Annotated in this window: 22 protein-coding genes; 11 read left to right on the forward strand and 11 right to left on the reverse strand. The window is 51.7% G+C overall.

Going from position 1 to position 25088, the window contains the following annotated elements; genetic code table 11:
- The first annotated feature begins 54 nt into the window (after positions 1 to 54).
- Positions 55 to 1329 carry a bacillibactin exporter BcbE gene (locus tag PRIO_RS09020; protein ID WP_020432989.1) on the forward strand — a complete coding sequence of 425 codons (1275 nt, stop codon included), beginning with the start codon at positions 55 to 57 and terminating at the stop codon, positions 1327 to 1329.
- A gap of 214 nt (positions 1330 to 1543) precedes the next feature.
- Here the strand turns inward: PRIO_RS09020 and PRIO_RS09025 are convergent, their stop codons facing one another.
- From PRIO_RS09025 to PRIO_RS09050, 6 genes are all read right to left on the reverse strand, one after another.
- Positions 1544 to 3391 (reverse strand): alpha-glycosidase, encoded by a 1848-nt coding sequence (locus PRIO_RS09025; protein ID WP_020432988.1) that lies wholly within the window; start codon positions 3389 to 3391, stop codon positions 1544 to 1546.
- Positions 3392 to 3609: 218 nt separating this feature from the next.
- Entirely contained in the window at positions 3610 to 4131 is a 522-nt protein-coding gene (locus tag PRIO_RS09030; RefSeq protein WP_020432986.1) for a DUF3231 family protein, read from the reverse strand.
- A 114-nt stretch (positions 4132 to 4245) separates the two neighbouring features.
- A complete protein-coding gene (locus tag PRIO_RS09035; RefSeq protein ID WP_020432984.1) occupies positions 4246 to 5481 on the reverse strand; it encodes a sialidase family protein in 1236 nt (411 codons plus the stop codon).
- A gap of 15 nt (positions 5482 to 5496) precedes the next feature.
- Positions 5497 to 5868, reverse strand: a complete 372-nt coding sequence (locus PRIO_RS09040; protein WP_020432982.1) for a hypothetical protein — start codon at positions 5866 to 5868, stop codon at positions 5497 to 5499.
- Between the two features lie 126 nt (positions 5869 to 5994).
- The gene (locus PRIO_RS09045; protein ID WP_046501964.1) at positions 5995 to 6396 is read right to left on the reverse strand and encodes a hypothetical protein; all 402 of its coding nucleotides are present in this window, start codon (positions 6394 to 6396) and stop codon (positions 5995 to 5997) included.
- Between the two features lie 5 nt (positions 6397 to 6401).
- Positions 6402 to 6806 (reverse strand): hypothetical protein, encoded by a 405-nt coding sequence (locus tag PRIO_RS09050; RefSeq protein ID WP_020432978.1) that lies wholly within the window; start codon positions 6804 to 6806, stop codon positions 6402 to 6404.
- A gap of 197 nt (positions 6807 to 7003) precedes the next feature.
- On the opposite strand from PRIO_RS09050, the gene PRIO_RS09055 reads away from it, so the two are divergent.
- From PRIO_RS09055 to PRIO_RS09065, 3 genes are all read left to right on the forward strand, one after another.
- On the forward strand, positions 7004 to 7624 hold the full coding sequence (locus PRIO_RS09055; protein ID WP_020432977.1) for a GNAT family N-acetyltransferase: 621 nt from the start codon (positions 7004 to 7006) through the stop codon (positions 7622 to 7624).
- Between the two features lie 277 nt (positions 7625 to 7901).
- Positions 7902 to 8450 carry a TetR/AcrR family transcriptional regulator gene (locus PRIO_RS09060; RefSeq protein ID WP_231869844.1) on the forward strand — a complete coding sequence of 183 codons (549 nt, stop codon included), beginning with the start codon at positions 7902 to 7904 and terminating at the stop codon, positions 8448 to 8450.
- Positions 8451 to 8676: 226 nt separating this feature from the next.
- Entirely contained in the window at positions 8677 to 9510 is an 834-nt protein-coding gene (locus PRIO_RS09065) for a metallophosphoesterase family protein (protein ID WP_039790844.1), read from the forward strand.
- Here PRIO_RS09065 and PRIO_RS09070 read toward each other — a convergent pair.
- Entirely contained in the window at positions 9497 to 10381 is an 885-nt protein-coding gene (locus PRIO_RS09070) for a LysR family transcriptional regulator (protein ID WP_020432970.1), read from the reverse strand. The two genes, PRIO_RS09065 and PRIO_RS09070, sit on opposite strands and share 14 nt — an antisense overlap.
- A 165-nt stretch (positions 10382 to 10546) precedes the next feature.
- On the opposite strand from PRIO_RS09070, the gene PRIO_RS09075 reads away from it, so the two are divergent.
- Together PRIO_RS09075 and PRIO_RS09080 are read left to right on the forward strand one after the other, a co-directional pair.
- Positions 10547 to 10855 carry a DUF1330 domain-containing protein gene (locus PRIO_RS09075; protein ID WP_020432968.1) on the forward strand — a complete coding sequence of 103 codons (309 nt, stop codon included), beginning with the start codon at positions 10547 to 10549 and terminating at the stop codon, positions 10853 to 10855.
- 13 nt (positions 10856 to 10868) lie between these two features.
- The gene (locus tag PRIO_RS09080; protein ID WP_020432966.1) at positions 10869 to 11663 is read left to right on the forward strand and encodes an SDR family oxidoreductase; all 795 of its coding nucleotides are present in this window, start codon (positions 10869 to 10871) and stop codon (positions 11661 to 11663) included.
- 502 nt (positions 11664 to 12165) lie between these two features.
- Here the strand turns inward: PRIO_RS09080 and PRIO_RS09085 are convergent.
- Both PRIO_RS09085 and PRIO_RS09090 read right to left on the reverse strand, forming a co-directional pair.
- Positions 12166 to 12567, reverse strand: coding sequence for a response regulator (locus PRIO_RS09085; protein ID WP_020432962.1), 402 nt, complete (start codon positions 12565 to 12567; stop codon positions 12166 to 12168).
- A 15-nt stretch (positions 12568 to 12582) separates the two neighbouring features.
- A complete protein-coding gene (locus PRIO_RS09090) occupies positions 12583 to 13803 on the reverse strand; it encodes a sugar efflux transporter (RefSeq protein ID WP_020432960.1) in 1221 nt (406 codons plus the stop codon).
- Positions 13804 to 13939: 136 nt separating this feature from the next.
- Between PRIO_RS09090 and PRIO_RS09095 the strand changes: the two genes are divergently transcribed.
- The 5 genes from PRIO_RS09095 to PRIO_RS09115 all read left to right on the forward strand — a co-directional run bounded on the left by PRIO_RS09095 (position 13940) and on the right by PRIO_RS09115 (position 22832).
- Entirely contained in the window at positions 13940 to 14821 is an 882-nt protein-coding gene (locus PRIO_RS09095; RefSeq protein ID WP_167345597.1) for an AraC family transcriptional regulator, read from the forward strand.
- Between the two features lie 44 nt (positions 14822 to 14865).
- A complete protein-coding gene (locus PRIO_RS09100; protein WP_231869845.1) occupies positions 14866 to 18162 on the forward strand; it encodes a DEAD/DEAH box helicase in 3297 nt (1098 codons plus the stop codon).
- Between the two features lie 472 nt (positions 18163 to 18634).
- A complete protein-coding gene (locus PRIO_RS09105; RefSeq protein WP_231869846.1) occupies positions 18635 to 19177 on the forward strand; it encodes a helix-turn-helix domain-containing protein in 543 nt (180 codons plus the stop codon).
- 235 nt (positions 19178 to 19412) lie between these two features.
- Entirely contained in the window at positions 19413 to 22238 is a 2826-nt protein-coding gene (locus PRIO_RS09110) for a glycoside hydrolase family 3 protein (protein ID WP_046501969.1), read from the forward strand.
- A 156-nt stretch (positions 22239 to 22394) separates the two neighbouring features.
- Positions 22395 to 22832: a DUF5680 domain-containing protein gene (locus PRIO_RS09115; RefSeq protein ID WP_020432950.1), complete on the forward strand. Its 438-nt coding sequence runs from the start codon at positions 22395 to 22397 to the stop codon at positions 22830 to 22832.
- A 59-nt stretch (positions 22833 to 22891) separates the two neighbouring features.
- Here PRIO_RS09115 and PRIO_RS36375 read toward each other — a convergent pair whose 3' ends face one another.
- Entirely contained in the window at positions 22892 to 23296 is a 405-nt protein-coding gene (locus PRIO_RS36375) for a hypothetical protein (protein ID WP_052741433.1), read from the reverse strand.
- A gap of 505 nt (positions 23297 to 23801) precedes the next feature.
- Positions 23802 to 25076, reverse strand: coding sequence for a helix-turn-helix domain-containing protein (locus PRIO_RS09125; protein WP_020432945.1), 1275 nt, complete (start codon positions 25074 to 25076; stop codon positions 23802 to 23804).
- Positions 25077 to 25088 lie beyond the last annotated feature (12 nt).

A 25088-nucleotide genomic window follows, 5' to 3' on the forward strand; every position in this document is an offset into this window, starting at 1 on the left:
GCCCAGAAGAAACCACAATATCAACATGTGAATAACGACAAAGGTGGTCCTATCATGAAGGGAAAGAAAGGGGCTCTGGCGGCACTGGCTTCCATCCCGCTGATCATGACACTGGGCAACTCCATGCTGCTGCCCATCCTGCCGCAAATCTCCAATGAGCTAGGGATCAGCGCTTTTCAGGTCAGTATGATTATCACCGTCTACGGACTAATTGCAATACTGATGATTCCGATTGCCGGGTACTTATCCGACCGTTTCGGACGGAAAAAGGTTATTCTGCCCAGCCTGATTATTGCCGCTTTAGGCGGAGCCGGCTGTGTTGCCGCAGCGTGGTTTATGAATGGAGTGAGTGCCTACTGGGTCATACTGGCCGGGCGCTTCATCCAGGGGATCGGGGCTGCAGGAGCCTTCCCGATTGTTATTCCTTTTATTGGCGATTTGTTCAAGGATGAGAAGGAAGTCAGCAAAGGCCTGGGTGTTGTGGAGACCTCCAATACCTTTGGCAAGGTGCTTAGCCCCATTCTCGGCGCTTATTTGGGAACAGTGGTGTGGTATGCCCCGTTTATGGCAATCCCGATTCTTTGCCTGATCTCGTTTGGGCTGGTTGTGTTCCTGGTCAAGAAACCGGAGGCCGGGGAGCAGCCGGAGAAGAAAGCGCTGCGCCGGTTTTTAGGGGAAATCAAGGATATTTTGCATGAAAGGGGCCGCTGGCTCTATGCCATTTTTGCGATAGGCGGAATCTGTATGTTTGTTACGTTCGGGGTCTTGTTTTATTTATCCGAAACCCTGGAAGCGAAATACAATCTGCACGGCTCCTCCAAGGGTTTTGTGCTGGCGGTTCCGCTGGCTTTGCTGTGTCTGGCCTCTTATGGCAGCGGCAAAATCATTGGGCAAAACAAAGCGCTTATGAAATGGCTTGGTTTTGGAGGCATGGTGCTGCTGACGGCAGCCATGATCATTACCGGCTTTAATAAAAATATTTATTTCATGGTCGGGTTTCTGAGTCTAAGCGGAATCGGGATTGGGGTGGCTTTGCCCTGCATGGACGCCTTGATTACGGAAAGCATTGAGAAGGAAAACCGGGGGACGATTACCTCTTTATACAGCAGCATGCGGTTTATTGGTGTAGCATTGGGTCCGCCTGTTGTTTCGCTTTTGATGACCCGGGGGCACTGGGTGCTGTTCGGGACGATGGCGGCTACCGGCGCAGTCGGCGGATTGCTGACGCTGTTCGCGGTGAAGCCGAGCGAAGGCGGGAATAAGGAGGATAAGCCCTTGAAGTCCGGGAGGGTCAGAAGCAACCCGCTGCTGCGGCAGCGTGCACGCTAAGCGATCAGGATGGAGAGGAGAGGCGAAGTTTTGGGTATATTCAAAAGTACAATCCCCAGCAGATCAGTGATAGCAGACAAGGTCTTGTCCCTTCCCAATGTTCAATAGCTTCAGACCGGGCAGCTAGACACCGGGCTATTGGTGTTGTCTACCATCCTGAAAGGGAGAGGGGCAATTATGTCCCCTCAATCCTTCCTAGACGTTTATGACGCTTTTATTTATCTGGATCATACCCGCGCGTTGGCGCCGGTTGAGATAGGGCTGGCGGCCGGTCCGTCTCTTTGATCAGAATCTTGTAGCTGTATGGAGCAAGATCCAGCACCATCTGTCCGTCCGAAGGAATAAGCTTCTCACCGTTCAGGGCATCCTGAAAGCGGTCTTCAAGCGGAAGTCGCAGGGTGGCAGGCTGCTCCGAGGGATTCAGGGAAATGACGAAATGGGCATTCTCATCCACCCGCTCATAGACGAAAGCGCGCTGCTGCGGATCAGCCGACAGGATGCGGAAACGGCCGGTCTGCAAAGCCGGAAACGCCTTGCGCAGCCGGATCAGAGACTGGTAGCTTTCGAAGAGATCGCGGTTCTGGCGTTCCCCCTCCCAGATCATACATTTGCGGCAATCCGGATCACCCTCACCCTCAAGACCGATTTCATCGCCGTAAAAGATGCAGGGAGTGCCTGTGAAGGTGAACAGGAAGGCGGCGGCCAGCTTCAGCTTTCCCGGGTCCCCGCCCAGCTGTGTGAGAATCCGCGGGGTATCATGGCTGGCCAGCAGGTTGAACAGCACCTCGTTGGCCTGCTGCGGGTAACGCATCAGAAGATTCCCGAGCTGCCCGCCAAAACGCCCGGCATTTATATCGCCATTGTTGAGGTATTCAATCAAACGGCTGGTCAACGGGTAATTCATCACGGAATCGAATTGATCCCCGTTCAGCCAACGCATGGAGTCGCTCCAGACCTCACCAATAATAAAAGCCTCCGGGTTAATGTCTTTGACAAGCTTACGGAAGTCCCTCCAGAATGTATGGTCAATTTCGTTGGCCACATCCAGTCTCCAGCCGTCAATCCCCACTTCCTCGAGCCAGTAGCCGGCGGTATCCAGCAGGTACTTCCGGGCCTCCGGGTTCGTTGTATTCAGCTTAGGCATGTCCGCAAAAAAACCAAAGGCATCATAATTGGGCTTTCCGTCCGTAACCTTCACCGGGAAATTATGAATATGAAACCAGCCGGCATATTCCGATTGTTCCCCATGCTCAATCACACTTTGGAATTGGGGGGATTGTGCGCTGATATGGTTAAATACGGCGTCAAGGACCACCCGGATTCCCTTGGCATGGGCGGTTGTCACCAGCTTCTTGAGCAGCTCCACATCACCGAAATTCGGATCAACCTTCCGGTAATCGGTTGTGTCATACTTGTGATTGCTTGGCGCTTCAAAGATCGGCGTCAGGTAAATGGCTGTAATCCCGAGCCGGGCCAAGTAATCAAGATGATCCATAATGCCCTGCAGATCGCCTCCAAAAAAGCTTTCCGCTGTGGGCGTATCTCCCCATGCCGCCACATTCACCGGGTCCTTTCCCGGATCTCCATTGGCAAAACGGTCCGGCATGATCTGATAGAACACGGCCGATTTGGCCCATTCGGGGGCTTTGAACAGGTCGGCCTCATGGATATAAGGCCGTTCATAGTAACCTTCGGGCGGTGCCGGCAGTTCTGTGAAAAACCCGGTTTCCGTCATCCAGAGGGTCTCGTCTCCTGCCTGCATGCGGAAGGCATAAGAGAAACGCTTGTTTTCCGGCTTCACAGCCGTTTCCCAATAATCAAAGAACTGGTCGGATGCTATTTTTTGCATCCTGTGCTCCTCATGATAATGCTCCCAGTCATATTTGTCTCCCGTGAGCGCAAAGACCTGGTCCACATTCGCTTTTCCTGTCCGGACACGCAGATGGAAGGTATCCTTGTCATAGAGATACGCCCAGTTGCTGTGGGGAACATGATGAAGTGCTTCACGCTGAATTGTTGTACCGTTGCCTGCCGCTTGGAATGCTTGTTCTCTGGTATGCATAGAAGTTCCTCCAAACACTCGAATGATGTATATTATAGCCGTCCCGCTCAAAAGTAAACTCCAGGTTATGACAAAAAGACCCAGTCCAGCGCTGAGCCGTTTGAAACAGATTGGATTTCATCCGAGCGGCTAATGATCTTGTACCCCGTTATTCCGGGGAGCAAACAAAGACAAAGCCCTTTCTGTTCCCGTCTGGAAACGAAAGGGCTGATCCTGTTTTAAGCGTTCACAGTCTCTTGTCTTTTGACTTGGAGCGGCGGAGGAATAAGCCAGCCTTTTTCTTTAAGCATATTCAGAATTTTGACTCCAAGGGCTGCATTGGTCATGTGATATTTGCCGAATAAGGCGCCGACATCCTCACGGATGCTTTGTCCCATCGCTTGGCTGCAGGCTACCAGGGAAGTGGCCACATCGGCGGCAATTTTGGCGGCAATTTCGGGATCTGTAAATCTTGCCCCCACGGGAATGTCTTCAAGCTTGGCCTGGGGTCGGTCGGGCAATGCCGGAGCAGTGCCAATACCGTTGTCTGTCAATAATTTGTCGCATTCGCTTACTTCCAGTTCAGCCTGATCAATCAATGCGCTCAGGATTTTTTTCAGATCATGGTCACCCGCATGGTTCAGAAAGGCACGGTAATAGGAAATAGCCCCCTTTGCGACCATCGAAGCCTGCCAGACATTATAGATTTCTCCATAATGCATCGGTTCATCTTTTGCATTTCCGCCTAAAATCCCAGACATACATATGCTCCTTTTATCTTTAATTTTAGAAAGCCCGCGCGTTCAAAAGGCCGGCGCAGCCGTTTCTACTTGCAGCATAGTATGTCCTGGAGCAAACTAATTCATGTGAAGCCTTTAGTTTCCGAAAATGATATCCTGCTTGCCAAGCCGTGAATCGTTCCAGACGGCGGCCAGCGTATCCGGGAATTTGGTGGCCGCAGTGATATAATCGCCAATCAGCGGAACAGGCGTAGGAGAATTGCCGTTGGGATTGGTGGAAACGTCGGATATCCGCCGGTTGGCGAAGGAGACGCCGGCATTGAAGGACTCGGCCACAAAAACATCCAGAAGAAACCCGTTCACCCGGTTGGTGTAATAAATCACCCGTACAGTTCCGTTGGAGGGGGAGACGGTAATGGAAGGGGAGAAGTTCTGTGAGCCTGCCGGTGCTCCTGTAATCGTAACAGGCGTGGACCACAGCAACCCGTCCGGGGAACGGGAAAAAAAGACATCTGCGTACCCCAGGCGGAAATCATTCCAGACCGCATACACAAATCCCCCGAACTGCCCGGCGGAAATGTCGGTTCCCAGGCTGAGGTTCGTCTGCACCCGGAACGCATAATTGGGCACAGGCAGGGGACTCGGCACGGGAACCGTGCTGGCGATGAACGTAGCTCCCCGGGTTACCGGAGGGTTGAAGGAAACACCTCCATCCAGCGATACCCTGACATATGCGTTGGTCGGGAGGTCAGAGCGGGTCTGAATAAAACCGACATACAGCTCTCCGGCCAGTCCGACAGCAAGGGCAGCGCGGTCAAGCTCGCCTCTGGGATCGGAGATGCGCAGCGGCCGTTCCCAGGTTATTCCTTCATCCAGAGAACGCTGGAAGAAGATAGCCGAGTTCTGGGAAAGATCATAAATGGGCGTATAGCCTACATATGCATTTCCCCGGTACGGACTGGAGGGAGAACGGTCAACAGCGATAAAAGGCTCATCATTGTGGACATATAATCCAAACCCCCGCTGTACAATGACCGGGGGATTGAACGTGACTCCGTTATCAAAAGAAGTGTAGGTAGCAATCGTACCATCCATAAATTCATTGAAGTAATGAACTGCCACGATGAACGTGTCGGGAAATGTATAGTCGATCGTCGGGGCTTCTGCACTCATGTACCCTGGTGCTTGCGGCAATACGGTAGTTGACCAGGTCGCTCCCCCGTCGATGGAGCGGTAAAAGCCTGTTAATGCGGTTCCTGTACTGTCTTCAACGGCCACGACACACATAATATTGGGGTTCAGCGTACTTACCGCAATCGAGGGCTCGATATGATTCCCCGGCAGTGCGGCAGTAATGTTCACGTTAGCCAATGGATCCCCTCATTTCTAGGTAGAAATAATTGATAACCGGTCAATATATGTAAGCTCTGGCTGCAGAATCCGGTCCAGAATGTTCCCGCCCGCATCCAGCGCAAAGATGTTGATAATGGTGTCTACTGCACTGTAGAAATTGATCTGGACCTCATAATAATCGGCAAGCGTAACGGAATAGGTCTGGGCAAGAAGCTGCTGGGGATTAAGCTGGAAAAGGGTTTCTCCGACGGCAACACGTGTGAAGCTTGCTCCCCGGAAATGAAAAATCTGCAGGGAGAGATTAATGGGGGAAATGATGGAATCGTTCAAGCAGGAGATTTGGATCCTGTCCAAATGGGTGGAGCCTGTCGGGGGATTGTATACCGCTCCCGTTGTAAAAGGCATGGCATGAACTCCTTCCGGCCTTGGTTGAAAGGCGTTTAGTAAAACGTATGTGGAGCGGTTTTGTCCTATACCGGGATTCCAGAATATGTATAATCACAGAGGGAGGACGTACTCCCTCTGCGGGGCTTAAAGAATGGACAGGCCCTGAAATACAATGGGTCCGATTATGTTGGGAAGATTTCCGCCCGATACAGAAAAGGCAGTTATTGCATAAGCGTAGTAGCCGGAAGTAAGTCCTGAATCTACATAAGATAACTTGACCGCATCAAACGCATTGGCAGCGGTACTGCTGGACCGGAAGGTGCTGATCTGCACCGCATTGCGCACGATCGTAAAGACCACATCGGGAGGGTTGCTGCCGGTATTCTGCAGGCCGATGGTTGCTTCCAGCAGGACAGATCCGCCAGTGGAGACGTTTAATCCGAATTGCCCCAGAATCAGGCTGCTTGGAAATGCTATAACGGATAATGAGGTGGACTGGGAGAGGCTGGACGGGATGCTTTTACCAATATCAATAATCTGCGGCATGGCGGTCACACCAGGGACAGGCCCGAGAACAACACGGGACCTACCAGATTTGCACTGTTCAGGACAGCGGAATTAACCTGAGATACGGTAAGGGTATAGGCAAAATACCCCGCAGTAAAATTGCTGTCCACAAAAGAAAAGCTGATCGGATCAAATTGGTTGATGCTTAGCGCACTGGCCGTAATTGAAAAAATTGTCGTGCTTCCCCGTAAAATGGTGAACAGCAGATCCGGACTGCCCAGGGTGGTCTGGGTGCCGACCGAAGCATCAAGCCATACATTTCCGCCTGTCCCGGTTGTCAGACCGAATTGGGCGAGCGTATTGCTCGAAGGCGAAGCAACAACGGGAATCGAGATGGATTGGCTGAAGCTGGCGGTAATGCTTTTATTGAAATCGAGAATCTGGGCCACGGTACTCAGCTCCTTATTACAATATTGGTCCTGATACATTATGTATTTTGGCATGTAAAGGATTGGACGTAGCAGGAAACATGAATCCTTAGGTGTGACCCGTTAACAGGCTCTGTTTGACAAAAGGCAGGGATTCAGGTATTTTGGTACTATAAAAACCATTATAGTACCATTGTAATATCGGAAGGAGCTTTTAGATGGATCATATTTCAATCACACATGGCAGCCCCAAATCGGCGTCCGGAGGCAGACTCCTGGGAATGGCACTGGATTATATGGCTTACCCGGTGATCGGAACGGCAGATAAAGCATTAATTGAGAACACCCTGCAAAAGTTATGGATTCTCGGAAAAAACCGTTTCAGCCATCAATATGCTTTTGAAGCAAGGCTGGACAACAGGACGATAGGCATCGTTTCCTGCTACCCGGTATCTGTGATGGATAAGCTGGCTTGGCCCACCGCCCGTGAGCTGATCAAACTGCGGAAATGGAAGCTCATCAAGCATTCGCTGCTGCATTTGCAGGAGCTGTGGTCTATGGTAAGCTTGAATGAGGGAAGAGCGGATGAATACCATATCGGAGCGCTGGCAGCATTGCCGGAAAGCCGGGGGTACGGGGTAGGTTCCAGACTAATCCATTATGCAGAGGACAAAGCCAGGTTAAGCAACTACGGCAAATGCTCCCTGACCGTCCGGCAAGAGAACTTCCGGGCCATCAAGCTGTATGAACGGCTGGGATACAAGATTACGGATTCCATAGAGAAGAAACCGTATTATCTGTACCGTATGGTAAAACCCCTTCCGCGTATCCTTACCTGAGGGTTCAGGTGCAGACGGTAAGATATAAGTTGAACTTGAAAAATTCATAAAAAGGGTAGAAGTGCGGAGGGGAAGTTTGGAACTGGAAGAGCGGTAGCGTCCGCCTTTGTCACCGGATTTCAACCGCTAAAGGCGGTTCCAATCAAGAAATCTGGGGACAACAGCGGCTGGAAGTCCAAACATTCCCCGTAGTCGACCATACCCGACAATGTAAAACTAAAGTTCAACTTGTATAAATGAAGGGTGGACTGGCAAGGACATGGACAACCAGGTCTATTTGAAAATTTTAAAATGCTTTGGAGCCAAAGGCACGCGGTTTACTACAGAGGATCTGGCGCGAGAGCTGGGCACGAGTAAACGCACAGTGTATACCTACTTTTCAAGCAAGGATGAAATGATAGAGAAAACGATTGACTTCGTCTTTTCGCAGATTATCCAATCCGATACGGACATCCTGGAAGATGAGGGACTTCCGATTCAGGAGAAGATCCGGCTGTATTTTCAGAATATTCCCGACGCCTATTCGATTGGCACGATTATCCGGCACATGGATGACTTTCAGCGGTATTATCCCCGGCTCTACGAGAAGGCGAATCATCACCTGGATAGGATTTGGGACGGCGTCATTGAACTGGTGGAGGAAGGAATGAACCGCGGCGAGCTGCATAAGGTGGACACCGTCATTCTCAAGCTTATGCTGAATGAGACTCTGAAAAAGCTGCTGGACTATGAGTTTATTGCGGGCCATCAGGTCAGCTTCGAATCCGGCATCAAGGCTATGAGTGATATTGTTTTATACGGCCTGATCAAAGCCGAGCCATTGTAATCATAGAATGACTACCCCCAAGACAAATTACGGTTAACGGGTATATGGAGCAAATTGAACAGTTTCTGCAGGAAATGGAACGGACTCCCGGAACATAGGAATACAGCTTGGCTGCTGGCTGTTATTTTCTCCGGCCCCGCCTCTTTTTGTCCAAGATATGTAACTTGGTATTGAATATACATACTATTACATATTATTAACCGATAAGAGAGAGGCGGGAAAAGCGATGAAAAAGCAGGCTTCACCTGTCAAAAAAAGAACACTGTCCTCCAGAACTGTACGTACACGGACAGCCGGCCCATCGGCCAAAGCCCAGATTATCCGTTTTGCGGTGATCGGGGACAGCCATGTGGGATATGGGAACAGCTCCAGCATCTTCAAGAATCTTCTGCCTAAAGCGGTCGCTGGCGTCAAGCCGAGGTTCGTGATATTCGGAGGCGACAACGCGCAGGCAGGTGCGGATCATGGGAATCATGCGGATGCTTTTTACAAAGACTTCAAGGATACCGTGACCAGCACACTTGGCAATATTCCTTACAAAGCTTCGATAGGCAATTGGGAGGCAAGTACGGTGAATCTGTTCACCAAATATCTGGGGGCCGTCTCAGGGAAAATGAATTTTCCGGGGACACAGGGCAAGGTGAAGTATGTGTGGCTGGATTGTGCGCTTGGACGGTTCACTCCAGCCAGTATAAATCTGCTTACGAATTTGGATGACCAGCATTTTTATATTATTGATTTTCATTGGCCCTTGAAGGTAAGCGGGATTACGGTTGAGTCCAGCCATGTGTTAAGCGGGGCCGAGACGGGCAGATTTTTTGCTTCGATTCCTGCCAAGGCCAGAGACAAGGTGCTGGCGATTTTTACCCACCATGGACATTTATTTTACCGCAAGCTTAACAATATCTACCCCGGCTTTACCCAAACTAAGTTTTTCGTCTGCGGATGCTCCGGGGATTATAAATGCAAGCCGAACGGGGACCGGGGTTACTATGATGCAGCTTTGACGATTAACGGGAATCAAGCCAGTATTGAAGCGTTTCGGATTAAGGTTGTGTAGTTGTGGCGGAGCTGACCTGCAGCTGTTCAATAAAATTAATAAATGCTTTGGCCGCTGCCGGAAGGTAGCGGTCTTTTCTCCATTTGAGGCCGATTTCCCATACCCAGCCTTCCTCGGCAATCGGAATCCAGGCAAGCCCCTCCAGCATGAGCCCCGGCGTTTGCGGAAGGACAGATACGCCGAGTCCTGCTTTGATGAAGCCGGCTACTGTAACCAGATCCTCCGCATCGTAGGTGGAAGCGAGCTGAAATCCGGTATTTTCGAAGCGGGCGGTGATGGTGGCTTTGAGGCCGCAGTTTTTTTTGAGACCGACAAAAGGCTCGCCGGACAGCTTGGTAAGACTAAGTGAAGACTGCCGGGCAAAGGGGTGACGGGCGGGAACAACGATATATAACGGTACCTTCTGAATAATCAGCCATTCGTGCTTCATCACGGTGGATTCCCGGGAAGTGATTATCAGGTCCGAGCTGCCCAGCTCGAAATGCTCATCCAGATCCCCAAGGTTGCCCTGAAACAATTCAAAACGGACCTTAGGGTGCTCCTGCATATACTTCTGGACGAGGTTAGGCACCAGATCCACCCCAAGAATGTTCAGATAGGATATGGAGATCAGGCCGGTATCCGGATCGGACCACTCTCTGATCTCCTGCATCCCGCCTTCAATGCTGCGCAGCGCCTCTTCCACCCGCTTGGCGAACTGCACCCCGTAACGGTTAAGCCGGATATTCCGCCCGCCCCGGTCAAACAGCGGCAGCCCCAATTCATCCTCCAGCTTGGAAATGGCATGGCTTAAGGCAGGCTGGGTCAGGTTAAGTGCCTTGGCGGCCTTGGTCATATGCTCAAGCTTGGCGACGGTAATAAAGTATTCCAATTGTGTGAGTTCCAGGAGAAGCCCCTCCATTTTATATGAATAATAGTAATCAATCAGATGAATAAGATAAATTATACTTATATGAAAAGGCGATGTAAACTAACGGTGTGCCTGACAAGCAGACACGGCAGTACAACACTTACAGGACATGAACGGAGGGGAGCAATGAGCGCCTATGTTATTTTTATCCGTGAGCAGAGCCATAACCCGGAAGAGCTCCGCATCTATTCACAAAAAGCGCCTGACGGTCTGGCAGGCCATCCCGTAACCCCGCTTGCGGTGTATGGAACCCATGAAGTGATCGAGGGTCCCGCTATTGAAGGAGCGGCCATTCTTGAGTTCCCCAGCTTTGAGGAGGCTAAGGTCTGGTATTACAGTCCTGCTTACCAGGATGCGGTACAGCATCGGCTCCGGGGCGGAACCTACCGCGGGATCATTATTGAAGGTGTGCCCGCAGCAGCATCACAATCATAAGGAGGAAGCAGAAATGTCAGCAGTTTATAAAGACCCGTTACATGAATTTGAAGGGAAAAGAGTACTGGTGACCGGAGGAACCCGGGGCATGGGGGAAGCCATTGCCAAAAGACTGGCAGCCAGCGGTGCAACAGTACTGACGACGGCCCGCACGCTACCTGCTGATCTTCAGGAGCCGGGGCTGTTCGTGCAGGCGGATATTGCCACACCTGAAGGAGTGGAGCAGGTCATTCGCGGGGTAAAAGAAGTGCTCGGCGGCATTGATATTCTGGTGAACAATGTGGGAGGCTCCAGCACGCCTCCGGGCGGGGCGCTTGTCCTGACCGATGAAGACTGGCTGCAGGCCTTGAACTGGAATCTGCTCGCTGCTGTCCGGCTGGACCGCGGGCTGCTGCCGATGATGCTGGAGCAGGGCTACGGTGCCATCGTCCATATTTCCTCTATTCAGAGACGTCTGCCGCTGTATGAAACTACGCTGGCCTATGCCGCAGCCAAAGCAGCTCTGTCCAACTACAGCAAAGGCTTGTCCAATGAGTTTTCGCCGCGCGGCATCCGCATTAATACCGTGGCTCCGGGCTTTATCCAGACCCAAGCGGCGGAAGCGATGATTGACCGGATCGTCCAGGCGGCAGGAAGCCGCGAGGCTGCCTTACAGCAGCTGATGGATTCACTTGGCGGCATCCCCCTTGGCCGCCCCGGCCTGCCGGAGGAGGTTGGTGAGCTGGTGGCATTCCTGGTGTCTGACCGGGCGGCTTCGATTACAGGCAGTGAATATGTGATTGACGGAGGAACGATTCCGACGGTGTAACTGGGGGATAAGCGTTTTTCTGGAGGGAAATCTAATAGAAACGTTAGAAGAAGAGGGAGTGGATTTGCTGCAAACCAGCCGGTGATGGCTGGTTTTGTTCTTGTATAGGAGATTATGCAATGTCAAAAAATGCGGAGATTTTGGAAGCCTCAGGGATATAAGCGATGCAGGAGGATTGGGCTCTACCAGCGGGCTGAAGCGGACCAGAAGCGGACAGAGGAGCCCTGAGGCCAGAACTGATATGTTCGCCCACAAAAGGGAGTGGCTGCTTAAGTGGAATTAGTGAACCTAAATGTGCTCAAATCGCGTTACACAGAGGCATTAGTTGGAATAAGTAGACTTATTTTTAGTGAAATCACCTCCTAAGAGGCAAATCGGCCGGATTAAGTGTACTTTTTCCCACATGCGCTTGTTGGAGAAGGAGATGGGGAGATTTAAGTTTACTTTTTCCACTATAGCCGGCTTTTGCTGCTTGCAATCAGAGGCCCTCCCCCTCAATCCACTACCTCGCAGGAGCAACCCCCGGCTCACCATACAAGCATTCTTGCCTTATGCCATTGGCCGCTCTAAGTACAGCATATTTCAACTCTTCCTTGGCAACAGGCTTGAGCAGAGTGTCCATCCCGCCTTTGCAGAAGGCATCCAGAATAAATTCATAGCTGCTGGTGACAATGATTGTGCCATGAGTCTGGCTGGCATTCACCCGTTCCAGCGCACTTGCTTCGCTGATCAGCAGCTTGGCGTCGGTCACAATGATATCCGGGTTATGGCGCTCGATCAGCCGGATGGCCCCGGAATCACAGGCGGCTTCCAGAATCGCTTCATATGCAAAGGGCAGCGTCTCCAGCAAAAGCTTCAATTCACTGCGCATTTGGGGTTTGTCGTCAACAAGTATGATTTTCATTGCAGATTCCTCCTGTTATGTGATGCTGGTTGAATGGGCGGCCTCTTCGGCCGCCGAATGCCGGGGGAGTGCAAGCAAGGCCAGCGAGACCATTCCCAGCAGCAGGCATACCCAATAGGCGTTTCTGTACCCGAACCACTGCGCTGCCGCTCCCCCAGCCAAGCTTCCAAACAGCCTTCCGATGGTAGTGGAGTTGGTATACAGCGTTGAAGCATATCCAGGCAGGTCCGGGAGCAAATCCTGAATATAGCTGATGCCGATGGCGGAAATAACCGCAACGAAGAAGGCAAGCAGCACCTGTCCGGCGAGGATTTGCCACAATGAAGTTGAGAACAGCACGACAATGTAGTAAGCCGCTCCCAGCGTTATCCCCCAGACCATAAGCAGGCGGGCGGAATATTTGGCGGACAGGAGGCCCAGCACAAGCATCAGCGGGATCTCAAGCAGTGCGCAAATACTCGATACCGATGCCACATTCTGTGTGTCCCCGCCGAGCGTGTCTGTAATAAACAAGGAAATGTTCAAGTTGTTGATCCAATGCCCGGAATAGAGCAGCGTCAATACCAGAAAGGGAATCAGGACCCGGGAGTTCTGAAGGAGCCTGACCGGCTGCTGCTGCTGCTTGCTGCCCGCGGTTTGCGGCGGAGCGGCAGGGGCTTTTACAAAGATCATAATCAGCAGGGCGTTCATCAAAAAAATCAGCACAGTGCTCATAAAGATCCCCGGGAATCCGAAATAATGGATCAGAGCCGAGCCGGCCAGCGGACCGGCAATAAAACCGAGTGAAAACATGGAGCGAAGCGTAGAATTGGCAAAAGCGTGATCTGCGGACTTGCTGGCATTGACAGCCTCACGCGCACTGGCGAACAGCTGCGGCATGGCCGGAGCGCCAAGAGCTGTGAATACGGCCATATACAGCAGCAGCCCATAGAACTCATGGATCAAGAGGTAGCCGGCAAAAGCAAGCGCATTAAAAAACATGGCGGTGACCATCAGCTTTTTACGGTTCAGCCCGCTGTCGGAACGTTGGGCAATCCACATGCTGAGCCATACGCCGCTTATGATGGTTATTGCTGTGAAAATACCAAAGGTGCCTGCGGATACGCCAAGCTTTGTTGTGAAATAAACAGCCAAAAAAGGGGAGCTGATGGATATAGCCATCCCCTGCAGCATCATGCAGCTCAAAAAGACGGGATAGCCTGGAATCAGGAAAAGATTACGGGTTCGTTTCAACATATCAGCGGTAGGATCTCCTTCAGAAGCAGCTTGCAGCTTTATCTTTCATTTGGTTATAGTATAGTTAATTACCGATGATTAAAGAATGTTTTATCTGCTCGAAAATCTCTACTATTTGGCTGGGACGGTGAATGCCATGGATTTGAGGCTGCATGCCTGCGCGTACTCTTTTCATACCCTTCCATTTAAAACCTCCTTTACACCGCCGCCCTTTTTTCTGTTCCGGCTCCAGGTAGTGGGCAGCTGCAGAGCGCTGGTGAACGGGAAAATGAGTATCATTGAACCTGGAGATCTGCTGATCTACCGCCCCGGAGAACCGTACCATTTAGAGGTGGAGGAAATGGACGGGAAGATTGAGAGCGGCGATTACTATCTGCTGTGCGAAGGCTCATGGATCGAAGAGTGGTGGAAAGCCCAGTCCCGTCCGATCCAGCAGCGGATACATATGGATACCGGAATGCTGTCCTTATGGCAGCAGCTCTATATTGAGCAGCACCGGATCGTGCAGAGGAATCCTGAACTGATCCGTCATCTGCTCTGCGCTTTATGTTTGTCGCTAGACCGCTTAGCGGTAGATGCCGTCTCCCGGCAGGACCCGGAGGGGCGTTCCAATGAGCTGGTGGTGCTCATGCGGAGGTACATTAATGTGAATGCGCTGCGCCGCTTGCGGGTGGAGGAGGTTGCCAAGGCTGCCGGACTGAGCGTGTCCCGGGCGGTCCATCTTTTTAAAAAGCTGACCGGCTTTACGATTATCCGCTATACCCAGGAGATCCGGCTGTCCAACGCCATGGAACGTATCCGCTATACCGACTTAAGCCTGGAAAATATCGCCGGGACCTGCGGATTTGGCACGTACTCCTATTTTCACAAGGTGTTCAAGGCCAGATACGGCATCTCACCTAAGGAAGCGCGCAACCGGCCGCCTGATTCTATGCTGGAAGGCACCTATGTCATCACCGGCGGGGATCAGGACCTCTCCGGACTTTCGGAAGATGCGCGGAAGTTTTTGACGACTTGAGGGTTGCCAAGGAATGAAAGAGGGCGATTATGATTTTTATTACTTTGAAAGAGATAAGGGAAACATGCGGAGATACTTTTTACAAGCGCGGCAAGGCCTATTATGAAGCCGGACGTGTCCATAATCTGGAGTGCAATGAAATAGGGAACTGCTATACCGCTGAGGTAAAGGGAAGCAAATCCTACAAGGTGAGGATTGAGTTTGATGAAGAAGCATTTATAGTCGATTCTGACTGTGCCTGCCCTGCCTTTAAGGACTACGGCTCCTGCAAACATGAGGCGGCAACGCTTATTGCCATTTCCAGACTTGGGCAGAAGGATTCAGTTAAGGATAAGCCACAGCATCTAGAACAGACAACTTCCTTTGACCTTGACCTAATGCTTGATTCTATATTGAAGAAACAAACTGCTCAGGGCAAACCAGCAGCTGGGCAGGCCTATAAACCGGCAGAACAGCTTATTTCATCCTTTTCGGAGTCCAATACGGGCCCTGCTCACGACAGTAGCTCTTTATTCGGTGATGCTGAGCAGCTGCAGTTTGAGTTTATTTTAAAAACCGGTATTTCCCATAGAACTGCAGCGTTTTCGCTTGAAATGAGGGTCGGTGTCAAGCGATTGTATGTGGTATCCAAAATCAACCGTTTCCTGGAGCATGTGGAGCAGCATTTGCCTTATTATTTCACCAGTCATTTCACTTTTGATCCGAAAAAGCAGCAAATAAATCCTGCTGATTTAGCCTTTTTGAATGCGTTGATTTTAATCAAAAATACCGAGAAAGTCTATAGAACCTCCGCTTACGGTTACTATGATTATGCAGGAACAACCGATGGCAGAGCCATTGCGGTTCCTCCGCTGGGCTGGGAGAAGCTTAAACCGCTTCTTTCGGAAGTAAATGTTGTACTGGGAAGTTTCGGACAGCCGGGAACGCGGGCGGAACTTATAAATGAGGCTCCTCCGTTTAGCTTCTCCATTGGCAAAGGCGGGCCGAAGGACTATGTTTTGTCAGCTTCGGGAATTGAGAAATGCAATGTTTTCCCGGAATATTCCAGTATGATTGTCGAAGGGAAAATCTACAGTCAGGATCCTGCTGCGCTTCACAGGATTGAGCAATTGCAGCAGACTCTTTCTGCCTCCAAAGGGCTGGCAATCTCTTCTCAGCAAATAGAACCTTTTATACAGCGGGTAGTTCCTGCGTTAAGGGAGCTGGGTGCTGTCAAGGTGGACAAGACCGTTCAGGAACGGATCATTCAGCCGGAGCTGCAGTGCAAAATCTACCTGGATTATACGGAAGGCAAGCTACTGACTACTCTTGAGTTTCACTACGGGGACATTGTCATTGATCCATTAAGCAGCCATCAGGATTATGCGAAGAATGGCGAGATTATTCTTGTCCGAAATGTGCAAAAGGAAGATGAGATCATTGGGATGCTGGATCGCTCCTCCATGAACAGGGAAGGCAGGCAGTGGGTTTCCGCAAGTGAATTAGGGATGTATGAAGCCCTCCATGAATTCGTACCCTCACTTGAAGAATATGCGGATATTTACTTGACCGCAGCGGCACAGAATCTGATTATGAAGCGTCAGGCTTCGCCGAAAGTCCGGGCAGACTTGAATGAAGGGCTGGACTGGCTTCATATTTCTTTTGAAATGGAAGGACTGGATGAAAAGGAAACCACTCGCGTCATGCAGGCCATTGTGGAAAAGAAGAAGTATATCCGGCTTCGCAGCGGGGCCTTCCTGTCTCTTCAGACAGAGGGTTTTCATGAGTTCCGCACCATGGCTGACCGGCTGAATCTGGGTAAAAAGGATCTTAAAGCGCCGTCCATTCAGCTTCCCTCCGTTCATGCCTTGCAGCTTCCCGAGCGGAGGACTTCCACCAAAGCTATGAAGTGGGGCAAGTCGCTCCGGCTTTTTCTGGATCAGTTAAAGGAGCCGGAAAATATGGATTTCGAGCTTCCCGGACAGATGAAAGACATTCTTCGCGACTACCAGGTGAAAGGGTTCCAATGGATGAAAACCTTATCGCGCTTCCGGTTTGGCGGGATACTGGCGGATGATATGGGGCTTGGCAAAACCATTCAAAGTATCGCCTATATTTGCTCAGAGCTTGAAGAAAACCCGGAGAAAACCAAGATATTGATCATCTGTCCCGCTTCCTTGACGTACAACTGGGCCAATGAGTTTGCCAGCTTTGCTCCAGAGGTTAAGATTCTGGTAGCCGCCGGGCAGAAGGAAGAGCGGAGCGAATTGCTGGACGGAATTGACAACGAAGAAGCGCAGGTAATCATCACTTCTTATCCGCTGTTGCGACGGGATATTGATCTATATTCCGGTAAAAGCTTTCATACGTTGATACTTGATGAGGCTCAGGCGGTCAAAAATGCCGCCTCCCAGACAGCACAGGCAGTAAAATCCATTAAGGCCGCAAGAAAATTTGCTCTGACAGGAACACCTATCGAGAATTCTATTGATGAGCTGGAGTCTATTATCGGCACGGTGTCCCCGCTCCTCTTCTCCGGCCGGCAATCGTTCAGGCAGCTCCCGGCAGACCGCATTTCCAGTATCGTTGCTCCGTTTATACTGCGCAGGCTGAAAAAGGATGTGCTGGAGGAATTGCCGGACCGTATTGAGACGGTTCAGAGAACGGAACTGCTGCTGGAGCAGAAACAACTTTATCTTGCATACTTGTCCAAGCTTCGTGAGGATACTGAGCAGGATTTACAGGGGGAAGGCTTTCAGAAAAGCCGCATGAAAATTTTGGCGGGCATTACCCGCTTACGGCAGCTTTGCTGCCACCCCTCTCTTTTTGTAGAGAACTATACAGGGGGCTCCGGTAAGCTTGACCAATTGCTGGAACTGGTAGAGGGATGCCGTGCTTCCGGTAAAAGAATGCTCGTGTTCTCCCAATTTTCAAGCATGCTGCAGTTGATACGGGAAAGTCTTACTGCTTCAGGGATTATTCCATTTTATCTGGATGGATCGACGCCAGCAGGAGAACGCGTTGAACTCTGCCGCCGCTTTAATGAGGGGGAAGGGGAAGTTTTCCTGATCTCACTCAAGGCAGGGGGAACCGGGCTTAATCTGACGGGTGCAGATACTGTTATTTTATATGATCTGTGGTGGAATCCTGCAGTGGAGGAACAAGCGGTTGGGCGTGCCCACCGGATGGGCCAGCGCCATGTGGTGCAGGTGATCCGTATGATAACGGAAGGGACGATTGAAGAGAAGATTCTGGAATTGCAGCAGCGCAAAAAGAATCTGATCGAAGAAATCATTGAGTCAGGCGAGAACAAGGCCTCCCGATTGTCTGAAGAGGATATCCGCGAGCTGCTCAAAATGTAGAGAGAAAGGCTCAAACATAAAAGCGTTGAGGCGCAAACAGTATGCGGCAAACAGCAAGCAGTAAGCGCAAAGCACAAATAGTAAGCGGCGAACAGCACACCGGAAGCCGCAAAGCACAATAGTAAGCGGCATATGGCTGCTGTGTACATGGTAACGGGAAGGATCAATTGCTGTTACAGGATCAAGGTCAGCCGGATCAGGGTTTGCTTATTGAGCAGGTTCATTGACAGCCGCGGGCACGCCACCCTATACTTATTTCCAAAAGGACGAAGCACGTCCCGTACTCATGGATTCATGGGTCCGGGACTTTTTTGCGTCCACGGGAAGGAGTTTGCATGTTATGGGATTTCAAGAAGAACACAGCACTTGGCTCAAGTATCACTTGGACCGTAGGAAAGGGGAAAGAAGAGATCGCCTGGAACGGGGACATGGTCACGGAGAGCGCATGTTTCTGGAGCAGATATGGTGGCCGATGATGGGAACACTACAGAACCTTCACCCCGAATATGAGGTCGTAGATTGGCGAGGGAGGCCCTATTTTGTTGATCTTGTCTGGAGGCCGGGGCAAGTGAAATTCGCGTTCGAAGTGAAGGGCTACGGCCCGCATGTGCAGAATATGGACCGTACCCGTTACCGGCAAGAGCTCAACCGTGAAACATTTCTGCAAATTGCCGGCTATCGGGTAGTTTCGATTCCCTATGATGACCTCGAAGCGAGCCCGCAGCTTATAATTTCGCTGATAAGGACCCTGGTGGCCCCGTTTATCAGCGGGAATAACGCAATGGAGCATTTTACTCGTCTGGAGCGGGAGATGATCCGGCTTGCGGTTTCCCGGGATGGATTGATCCGCCCGGTTGACGTAGTCAAGGAGCTTGGAGTCAACCTGCGGACGGTTCGAAATATGCTGCAGGCGCTTTGTGCAAAAGGGAGGCTCAGACCTGTGCCTACGAATAGTGGAAGGAGAGTTTGCCGATATGAGGTGATTCATTCCTTCTCCGACGAACAGCTGTGGTGAAAGGGGGCTGGCCGGTCATAGGTGAGTGAAACAACGGCAGAAATGCCGTTGTTGAAGCGCGCGCAGGCGCCATGCCCGCCCTAAATTCAGGCTGAGACGCAGATCTCCGCCCGAATCTCTAATTTTGAACTGATTTTTCTGTCAATTGTTCAGGTGTTGCTCCCGGCGGGAATCTTTTATGATAGGAAAGATAGATGAAACCGTTATCATAAAGATCAAAAGGAGTGTCTGCTCAATGGAAACCGGAACCTTTCCCTTTCAACAAATGGAATTGCAGCTGAATGAACGTGTGCAGGACCTGCTCTCCAGATTAACGCTGGACGAGAAGGTAAGCCTGATGCCCCAATACCAAGCAGCTATCGAACGTTTAGGAATAGGCGGCTATAAGCATGGTACGGAAGGGGCGCACGGGATTTCCTGGCTTGGCGCAGCCACCTCTTTTCCGCAGCCGGGCGGATTGGCCTGCACCTGGAACCCGGAGCTGCTGCAGAAGATCGGTGAAGCGATCGGGGATGAAGCCAGAGCATTTTACCGCAAAAATCCGGCAGTGAATGGCCTGACTCTGTGGGCGCCTACAGTAGATATGGAGCGCGACCCGCGCTGGGGCAGAACGGAAGAGGCTTATGGCGAGGACCCCAAACTGACGGGCCGTCTCAGCACTGCGCTCGTGAAGGGCATTCAAGGCGACCATCCCAAGTATTTGAAAGCGGTAGCAACGCTCAAGCATTTTCTTGGCAACAACAATGAGATTGACCGTGGAGTGGCTTCGTCCAGCATTGATCCGCGCAATATGCGCGAGTATTACCTGGAAGCCTTCAAGCCTGCCTTCAAGGAAGGCGGCGCGCAGTCGATGATGACGGCGTACAACTCGGTGAACGGTGTCCCGGTGATCCTGCATCCGGCGGTCATGGAGATTGTGAAGGGTGAATGGGAAATGGATGGTTTTATTGTAAGCGATGCCGGAGATTTGTTCGGGATTGTAAAAGACCATAAATATTACGAATCATTCGCCCGCTCTATGGCAGAATCGATCAAAAACGGCATCGACAGTGTTACTGAAGAAACGGAGGAGACGATTAAGGTTATTCATCAGGCGCTGCACGAAGGTCTGTTGACTGAGGAGGATCTGGACCGCGCGCTTTTCAATACGTTCCGGGTCCGCTTCCGGCTGGGCGAGTTCGATCCTGAAAAAGGCAATCCGTACGCAGCCATAGACGATTCTGTCATTCTCAGCACGGAACACAGCAAGCTGTCCCTGGAGGCTGCGAAGCAGTCTATCGTCCTGCTGAAGAATGACAATGCGGCCCTTCCGCTCAGCACCAAAGAGTTGTCCAAGGTCGCGGTCATTGGGCCGCTGGCGGATGAAGCCTTCAGAGACTGGTATTCCGGCACTTTGGCTTATGGCGTGACTCCGCTGCAGGGTGTGACCAAAAAGCTGGCCGGGAAGCAGGTTGTTTTTGAGAGCGGGGACGACCGCATTATTCTGAAATCGGCAGCCAGCGGCAAGGCCGTGGGAATGACCGGGGAAGAAGGAAGGCTGGCGGTGCTGCATGATGTGCCGGAGCGCGGAGAAATGTTCCGCCATACGGCCTGGGGCTGGACGGCCCATACGCTGGAAGCCACCAGCCGGGGGCAATATGTTACGCTGAGTGATGCCGGCACCCTGACAGCTTCTGCGGATGAAATCTATGGCTGGTATGTGAAGGAATCGCTGAATCTGGTGCCGGAAGACGGGGGAGCAGTCAGCCTGCGCACCTGGAATGACAAGCTGATCTCTGTTAGCGCGGAAGATGGTACTCTTCAGGCTGGTGAGCAGGATGCCAGTGCCGAAGACCGTACCTTCCATAAAAATATCGTTGTCAACGGCGTGGAGGCGGCAGTCCAAGCGGCCAAAGCCGCTGAAGTCGCTATTGTGTTCGTCGGCAACCATCCGCTGCTGAACGGCAAGGAAGAAATCGACAGACCGGATATTGTGCTGCCGGAAGAGCAGGAGCGTCTCGTCAAGGCAGTGTACGAAGCCAATCCCAATACTGTAGTAGTTATCGTGGGCAGCTATCCAATTTCTTCTACATGGATTGATGACAATATTCCGGCGGTGCTGTACACCTCCCACAGCGGACAGGAGCTGGGCAACGCGGTGGCGGATGTTCTGTTCGGTGACTATAGTCCGTCGGGCAAGCTCAATATGACCTGGTACCGTTCCGTGGATCAGCTTCCTGACCTCATGGATTACGATATCATCAAAGGCAAAAGAACCTACATGTACTTTGACGGGGAGCCGCTGTATCCGTTCGGTCATGGCCTAACCTATGCCCAGGTTGCTTACCGCAATCTGTCGCTGGCGGAGGGGGACTTGCAGCCGGATGGAATGATTAACCTGTCAGTGGAAATTGAAAATACCAGTACGGTAGACAGCGGCGAAGTGGTTCAGCTCTACATCCGCGCCTTGTCCTCCCGGGTGAAGCGTCCGCTGAAGCAGCTCAAGGGTTTCGAAAAAATTCATCTTGCCGCCGGGCAATCCCGGACGGTTGCATTCACTTTGCCAGTGGCCGAGCTGGCCTTCTGGGATGTGACGCGGGAGTTATACTGTGTGGAAACAGGTGAATACGAGATCATGATTGGCCGTTCCTCGGGCGACATTCAACTGACCGGCCGCGTGTATGTGCAGGGCGATACTGTACCTCCGCGTAATCTGTATACCACGGTCAAAGCCGAGAACTACGATGACTATGACAAAGTATATCTGGATGAGTGCAAGGCGGGCGGCGCATCCATTCACCCGGCAGCGGACAGAGCCTGGATCGCCTTTAAGGATGTGGATTTCGCACAGGGTGCAGCGGAGTTCCAGGGCCTTGTATCCTCGGCCAAAGGCGGCAGCCTGGAGATCCGGACCGGAGGTCCGGCGGGGAAATTGGCAGGTAAGCTGGAGATTCCAGCTGGCGGTATAATTCAGGACTGGAAAAGCCAGTCCGTCCTAGTAGGCATTGATGCCGGGAACACAGATGTTTATCTGATCTTTGGCGGCGAGGTTTTGCTGAGCCGTTTCCATTTCAGCGCGTAGAATGAAATACAGCATGGCCCTGTATATTCTGGTGATTCAGAAGATGCGGGGCTTTTTGCATGTTCTGGGGTCATGGGGTGTAAGTTATTTAACTGTATAGATGGGAACTGATGTTCTATAATGAAGCGGATCACAAAGTTCAGAGGAGGACAAGAAATGAAGGGAATCATTGATTTTTTATTGGTGGCCAAAAAGGAAACTTATGCGGGTAAAGGCCCGGAAACGCCGCCGTCCCGCCCGCAGTCGCATGATTTGGCATTTCAAAAAGGAAATCTAAAGTATCTGGATACCTACCTGGGAACAAAAAAGTTTGCCGGGGAAGAAGCCCTGTGGGAGGATGGGAAACCGGTCTGGGCGTTGAACTATGCTGGAAGGGTGCTTGCGGATGGCTTTAGCGGCGATTTTTTGAAGGAAGCTCTGCTGCATGTGCCTGAGGACAAACCCTTCAGAGGTCCGGAGACTTACCGGAGAGACGGTTTTACATACAAATGTACGGTGGATGGTGATTTCCAGTGGTTCAGCGGGTACGAGGAGATCTGGAACGGGGCAGACAAAGTCTATGAGTGCAGGTTTCATGGCGGGTTGATTCAATAATCTGGCCAAAAAGAACCCGCTGTCTGCATTTCGCCAGCGGGTTCTTAAGTCTGTGAGGCTCAGTCCCCACCACCGCCACCACCGCCATCTCCGCCGCCGGAATCGCCCCCGCCGAAGCCCCCGCTGTCGTGGCCTCCGCTATGGCCTCCGCTGTCCCAGCCGCCGTGACTGCCATGTCCGCTGTCCCAGCTGCCGTGACCGCCATGTCCGCTGCCCCAGCTGCTCCCGCCGTGGCTGTGATTGTTGTGGCTGTCATTACTGTTGTTCTCGTCATGATGAGGATGTCCGGGATGATGTTTATGACTGTCTCCCGGGGTGAGGTCCGCTCCGTTTCCTGTGAAAAAGAAGCTGTCGGCGGAATTATTCCTGTATCTCCCGCTAGTACCGCGTTTGTTGTTATCTCTCAGAATGGCCTTAGCGACGATATAAACGAACACTACAACAAAAATTATGCCAATACCCAATCCGATCCCTCCTAAATTTAAGGTCACTTATCAGAATTGTACCATAATATTGCAGCCATGCCTCTATCCTGTGCGGAGAGTGTGGCAGAGTTTGCATTACGGCTAGGTGAGGGAGTAAGGGAGGGGAGGTGAGGAAAAGAAACGACAGTAAACTGCAGCTTGATTGTATTTTGTGCAATAGAATCTCAATCTGCTGCGGCAAAATGGCATTCTGCTGTATTTGGTGCAATTGATTTCTTGAGTTAGGCTCCTATTAAGCGTATTTCCTTGATTCTGCTGTATAAAGTGCAACAGAATCTGTTTTTTGTCTGATTTGGGGATAATCAGCTGCAGAAAGTGCAATAGAATCCAGCCGCAGCGCGGCACACTATAGAAGCAACTATGAGCGTGAGATGAATTTGCAAGGATGGATTGCATTTTCACCCAAATTGAAAAGAAACCCAACAAAAAAACAAAGAACCAAAAGAACCAAAAGAACCAGCCACAGGCAAGTCCTTTGCAGCTATCAGATGATCCCCCGGTCATGCCGGAACTGCTTGGGGGTGGTGGCGGTATATTTCTTAAATACTTTGGTAAAATAGCTCTGGTCGTTAAAATGCAGCCGGGTAGCGATATCCGACAGGGTGATCCCCGGCAGCTCCATCAGGCGTTTGGCCTCCTCGATCCGTTCCCGCTGAATGTAATCGCTGACGGCAAGGCCCGTTTCCTTCTTGAACAGCTGGGAGAGGTAGCTGGCATTCAGCCCGGCAACGCCCGCAAGCCTGCTCAAAGTAAGCTCTTCATACAGATGGTTGAAAATATAATTCTGGCACAGCGCAGAGGTGCGGGACAGCTTGGACCTGCGGTTGTCCTTCACATGATCGGCAAAATCGCACAGAGCCGCAAGCTGGGCACGGTCCACCGCCGGAATATCCTTCAGCTCCTCAATGTGCTGAATATGAAAATCGCTCAGCGTGTAGGCGATCTCCCAGAACAGCCCTCCGTCAATGGCGGCGCGGGTCGCCAGGGTGATGGAGGAGATGGCGAGGTTCTTTTTGCTGCGCAGCTGGCTTGTCTTGGAGAGCAGCCCGTACTGATCTTCGTTGAAGCCTGCATGAGTCTGGAGCAGCCCGCCCTTGTCTCCGCTGCGGATATGCCGGAACAGCTCGCGCTCTTGGCTCGGATCATGGTGCAGCCAGATATTCTCCCGCCGGTAGGACAGATTCAGATCAGGTGCGCTGTCCTTAAGCTGCGCAGTCTGGAGGGGCTGCGAATCTTGCAGCAGCTCGCTGATGGACAGAGCCTGGCCGGTAGCCAGCGTATACAGCAGAATGGCCGCATGATACAGCCGCATCCGGTCCAGCACGGGCAGACTGCGGTAATATTGCAGCCAGGCCTCTTGCCCTCCAGCAGGAATGTTGTGGTCACGCAGCAAGATGCCCGCATTTTCTTCGGTCAGGGGAGCGTACAGCGAAGGGCCGATAACGATGGCCCCGGCCGGCTCCAGCTCTCCGTATAGAGGGAGGACGATGAAATTCTCCAGGTAAGCCGTTGTGCAGATTAGCGGAAAAGCAGCAGTCCTTGAATCCTTCCGGCTGTCTGCGGCCTCTTGCATCATTTCTAGAACTTCAGCCGGAAGCCCTTGGACGCCTTCAACCGGAGGCCGGATGTGGGCAGACGGATGGGGTGTCTGCTCCGTTTCGCCTTTGGAATTCATCCATGCCACCGGCAGCCGATAAGCTTCGTACAGCAGCCTGCAAATATAAGGAATCCGTTCATGATCCTCCAGAAGCTCCAGCATGTTCCCTCCCCC

Source organism: Paenibacillus riograndensis SBR5, from assembly GCF_000981585.1.
GTDB classification, from domain to species: domain Bacteria; phylum Bacillota; class Bacilli; order Paenibacillales; family Paenibacillaceae; genus Paenibacillus_AQ; species Paenibacillus_AQ riograndensis.

Excerpts from the sequence above, each read along its gene's own strand:
- PRIO_RS09085 (WP_020432962.1), bottom strand. The coding sequence starts at position 12,567 with ATGAAAATCATACTTGTTGACGACAAACCCCAAATGCGCAGTGAATTG.
- PRIO_RS09125 (WP_020432945.1), bottom strand. The coding sequence starts at position 25,076 with ATGCTGGAGCTTCTGGAGGATCATGAACGGATTCCTTATATTTGCAGG.
- PRIO_RS09095 (WP_167345597.1), top strand. The coding sequence starts at position 13,940 with ATGGATTTGAGGCTGCATGCCTGCGCGTACTCTTTTCATACCCTTCCA.
- PRIO_RS09075 (WP_020432968.1), top strand. The coding sequence starts at position 10,547 with ATGAGCGCCTATGTTATTTTTATCCGTGAGCAGAGCCATAACCCGGAA.
- PRIO_RS09090 (WP_020432960.1), bottom strand. The coding sequence starts at position 13,803 with ATGTTGAAACGAACCCGTAATCTTTTCCTGATTCCAGGCTATCCCGTC.
- PRIO_RS09020 (WP_020432989.1), top strand. The coding sequence starts at position 55 with ATGAAGGGAAAGAAAGGGGCTCTGGCGGCACTGGCTTCCATCCCGCTG.
- PRIO_RS09055 (WP_020432977.1), top strand. The coding sequence starts at position 7,004 with ATGGATCATATTTCAATCACACATGGCAGCCCCAAATCGGCGTCCGGA.
- PRIO_RS09045 (WP_046501964.1), bottom strand. The coding sequence starts at position 6,396 with ATGCCGCAGATTATTGATATTGGTAAAAGCATCCCGTCCAGCCTCTCC.
- PRIO_RS09030 (WP_020432986.1), bottom strand. The coding sequence starts at position 4,131 with ATGTCTGGGATTTTAGGCGGAAATGCAAAAGATGAACCGATGCATTAT.
- PRIO_RS09040 (WP_020432982.1), bottom strand. The coding sequence starts at position 5,868 with ATGCCTTTTACAACGGGAGCGGTATACAATCCCCCGACAGGCTCCACC.
- PRIO_RS09080 (WP_020432966.1), top strand. The coding sequence starts at position 10,869 with ATGTCAGCAGTTTATAAAGACCCGTTACATGAATTTGAAGGGAAAAGA.
- PRIO_RS09110 (WP_046501969.1), top strand. The coding sequence starts at position 19,413 with ATGGAAACCGGAACCTTTCCCTTTCAACAAATGGAATTGCAGCTGAAT.
- PRIO_RS09105 (WP_231869846.1), top strand. The coding sequence starts at position 18,635 with ATGATGGGAACACTACAGAACCTTCACCCCGAATATGAGGTCGTAGAT.
- PRIO_RS09115 (WP_020432950.1), top strand. The coding sequence starts at position 22,395 with ATGAAGGGAATCATTGATTTTTTATTGGTGGCCAAAAAGGAAACTTAT.
- PRIO_RS09065 (WP_039790844.1), top strand. The coding sequence starts at position 8,677 with ATGAAAAAGCAGGCTTCACCTGTCAAAAAAAGAACACTGTCCTCCAGA.
- PRIO_RS09025 (WP_020432988.1), bottom strand. The coding sequence starts at position 3,391 with ATGCATACCAGAGAACAAGCATTCCAAGCGGCAGGCAACGGTACAACA.